At 43.3% G+C, this 2542-nt stretch carries 4 protein-coding genes; 1 reads left to right on the plus strand and 3 read right to left on the minus strand.

Translation table 11 applies throughout. The annotated features are described in order from the left end of the window. Positions 1-373: ISAzo13-like element transposase-related protein (locus CDZ78_RS05150; protein WP_444979193.1), on the plus strand; the 373-nt coding region annotated here is incomplete at its 5' end. Here CDZ78_RS05150 and CDZ78_RS05155 read toward each other — a convergent pair. The 3 genes from CDZ78_RS05155 to CDZ78_RS05165 all read right to left on the minus strand — a co-directional run bounded on the left by CDZ78_RS05155 (position 374) and on the right by CDZ78_RS05165 (position 2270). Next, entirely contained in the window at positions 374-1084 is a 711-nt protein-coding gene (locus CDZ78_RS05155; protein ID WP_087869038.1) for an AMP-binding protein, read from the minus strand. 281 nt (positions 1085-1365) lie between these two features. Then, positions 1366-1974, minus strand: a complete 609-nt coding sequence (locus tag CDZ78_RS05160; RefSeq protein WP_087869039.1) for a hypothetical protein — start codon at positions 1972-1974, stop codon at positions 1366-1368. 53 nt (positions 1975-2027) lie between these two features. Continuing rightward, positions 2028-2270 (minus strand): hypothetical protein, encoded by a 243-nt coding sequence (locus CDZ78_RS05165; RefSeq protein WP_087869040.1) that lies wholly within the window; start codon positions 2268-2270, stop codon positions 2028-2030. Positions 2271-2542 lie beyond the last annotated feature (272 nt).

The following is a 2542-nucleotide window of genomic DNA, read 5'->3' on the forward strand; positions in this document are numbered from 1 at the left end:
CGATGGTGGAGGGAGTAACAGCTCACGGCACTACATTCTTAAAGAAGATTTACAAAAGACTGCGAATGCACTTGGATTGGAAATTAGGATTGCCCACTATCCTCCTTATACCTCCAAGTATAATCCCATTGAACATCGTTTTTTTCCTCATGTGACTCGTGCTTGTGAAGGTGTTGTATTTGACTCGGTTGAAACAGTTAAAACATTGATTTCTAGAACATCAACGTCAAAAGGACTAACAACAATTGTTCACATACTCGACAAAATATACGAGACAGGACGAAAATATGCCGCTGACTTCAAAGAAATAATGCCGATTGTATTTGATACACATTTACCAAAATGGAATTACCGTGCAATTCCTCAAGAATAATTAATATCGGGAAGTTGTTTCGTGCTTATTCCTTAGCCAGGTCGTAAGTCTACTAGGGGATAAGGCCAGACGTGCAGGAATAAAATAAATACTTGCACCCGTCGCCAGGCTGCTAAATAAATCAAAAATAGATAAGTCAAAATGAAACGGGGCGAGGCTGGCAATGCGATCCTGTTGGTTTAACTCGAAGGTCTGGGCTGCCCACGTGGAGAAATTGGCTAGAGCCTGATGGCTTAAAGCTACACCTTTAGGATTGCCAGTAGAGCCAGAGGTATACAAAATTGCTGCAAGTGCAGTAGCATCAGTTGGTGGTGGCGCTACACTTACGCTTTCCAGAACAGGAATCTGGCTAATGTCTAACCAGAGTGTCGGATTGGTTAGCCAATCTGGTGCTTTTCCCTGGCCAATGACAAATTGTGCTTGAGCGTCCTGAATAATAAAGTTTAAGCGTGTGGTCGGATTTTTAATATCTAAGGGTAGATAAATCGCTCCAGCAGACAACACCCCGTAAATACAGCTGGCAGCATCTATGCCGCGATCCAGTGCGATGGCAATACATTGATTCTTGGTTTGTTTTGTTTGTAAAAAAGCCGATATTTTTTCTATGCGTGTTTTGAAATCAATATAACTGATCGTTTTCTCGTCTTCCACAAATGCGGTTTTCTCCGGTATTTGGGTGCATTGTTGAAAAAAAGGGGTGACGATATTCATGAGAGTAACAAGATTGTTTTGAAATCTGGGGTAGGCCGTGGCTTTAGCCCGCCAATAGTCAAAAGTGGGCTAAAGAGGCTGCGAAAGTATGCAACCCCCCCCCCCTCGTTAGTTAAGGGGTTAGGGGAGGTTTGATATATTAAAACTAATCAGGCAATATCAATGACATATGTTTTATACGATCCCCCCTCAATCCCCCCTTCTCAAGGGGGGAGGCTAAAAGCATATACTTTCACAGCCTTTAAATCCACGCCCTACAGTTACGATTTATTTAGACTAGTTTAGTCTGAAAACAATTCTTCCAGCATATTTTTATGCAATTCCTCAATCCATTTCTCAGTAAATAAAGGCTCGATAAAATTATAACTGAGCATCAGTTGCTGGTTAAATTGGCAGCTTAAAAAGGCAATGGCTGGCGGGCTACTGATCTGACAGAGGTGATAGATCTTAGTGATGTCAGTATTAAAAAAAGAGGCATTGGATAAATCAGCTTTGCCTATATCAGAGAACCAGAATGAGCTGCGTTCAGTGCCTGTGCGCATAGATGTACGCAACTTCTCTCCATGTTGCTTTAAGGATAGCCAGCTGGCAGCCCACATAATGGGGAGAAATGCATAATCGAGCTTTTCACGTATAGTATTTGCGTTTTGTTGTTTTAAGTGCTGGAACAGGGCGGCCCTATCATGCAATAGTGATTTAGGGGCCTGAGCAAACAAGGGGGCAACATGATTGCTTAATAACGGGCTTAGGGCTTTATTTCTACGTAAATTGAATGCGTAGGGTGCGCAATAGGCATCACCAGTTTGCTCAGGATTCATGCGATGCAATGCGCGCATAAAACAGCCGACATAATATAAACTACTTGCTGTTAGGCCAACTTGCTGGCGCACATGTTGATTAATTGTCTGGGTCTGTTCGGAACTCAGTGTATAAATGTGGAAGTTTAATCGTTCAGGCGCTTTGCATGGATAATGCTTTGTAACGTGTCTAGTTGGGTAATATGACGTTTGGCTTTAATAAACATGGCTATTTTTTGCCACCATTTATATTTACCTAACTGGGTAATTACTAATGGCTCCAGTTTAGGTAGATCAAACTTAAGTCGCTGTTCTGCATCGTTAGTACAAAGATATTTTAAAATTAAGTCCGCCCCTTTGGCATCACAAAAGGGATGGATCCAGCGCATCCGCTGAAAATCATGGAAACGGAGCTTAGCGAAGTGGTGATTTTTAGTCCCTGATAGGCGACAGGGCAATTCGCTGATTCGACGTGTGCTAGCAGCACGCGAGAGGAGCAAGAATTGCATTCCGAATAGCCGTCCAGCCAGTGAGGTAGTAATGACGAAGCGGCTTTTGTGCGTAGTCGTTGCGGACGCAGGGCGTTCAGGGCATCTCCCATCCGCTGCGTAGGTGAACGAATTATGGCGACAGGAGTCCCGGAATTTCGTGAGGTAGCATG

The organism is Bathymodiolus platifrons methanotrophic gill symbiont, from assembly GCF_002189065.1.
In the GTDB taxonomy this organism is placed as follows: Bacteria; Pseudomonadota; Gammaproteobacteria; order Methylococcales; family Methylomonadaceae; genus Methyloprofundus.